General features: G+C 51.7%; 1 protein-coding gene. It reads right to left on the bottom strand.

The features are described 5' to 3' along the window. Positions 1-137: 137 nt before the first annotated feature. Positions 138-669: hypothetical protein (locus tag LNV23_RS23890; protein ID WP_263565245.1), on the bottom strand; the 532-nt coding region annotated here is incomplete at its 5' end.

The following is a 669-nucleotide window of genomic DNA, read 5'->3' on the forward strand; positions in this document are numbered from 1 at the left end:
AGCTTGTGCTCTCGAATGTCCATGGATTCAATGTCTAACGTTGAAGCTGAGCCGCCCGCGCCGGCAGGACGCGTAAGGCCCAGAATGAAATGGGGGCCTGGAGCGGCATGCTGGTGCGGGTCGGCTCGAGCGACCGGTTAAACAGCAACGTCACTCGCAGCCTTCCGCCCAAAACCAGTAACTTCGGTTACGAAGAAAGACCAGGGCACGCAAACCATCGGGATCATGATTAAGTGAACCGGTGAAACTGGCAACCCTACCGTCAGCGAAAGGGGGATGGCCAGAGCACTCAGCAACAAAGAGCAGAAAGCAACATACCCAAGGCCTTTTTGGAAACCCACAAAGGAAGCCGGAGTTCTTTCCTTCTTTGCGACGAAGAGCCAACACCTTCGGAAAACTAGAAACAACATTGCGTATCCAAGCACTATTGCCAGCGGGCGCGGTATTTGGTCTGCAAACGCTGCTGGCACTAATGATCCAAATGAGAGTAGTTGAGAAAGAAAGATGACATGCGGGACTTGAACTCTCAGAAGCAAAAGTCCATTGATCACAAGTCCGGTTAGTGTTGCAAGAGCGACCAATATGGCACACGAAAAATAAGCAATGGTTCTCATCGGTATTTGCTGTTTAACGTTGAAGCTAACTGGCACGCGACGACAGGACGCCGCA

Source organism: Kinneretia sp. DJ1R-11 (genome assembly GCF_025717595.1).
GTDB lineage: Bacteria > Pseudomonadota > Gammaproteobacteria > Burkholderiales > Burkholderiaceae_C > Paucibacter_A.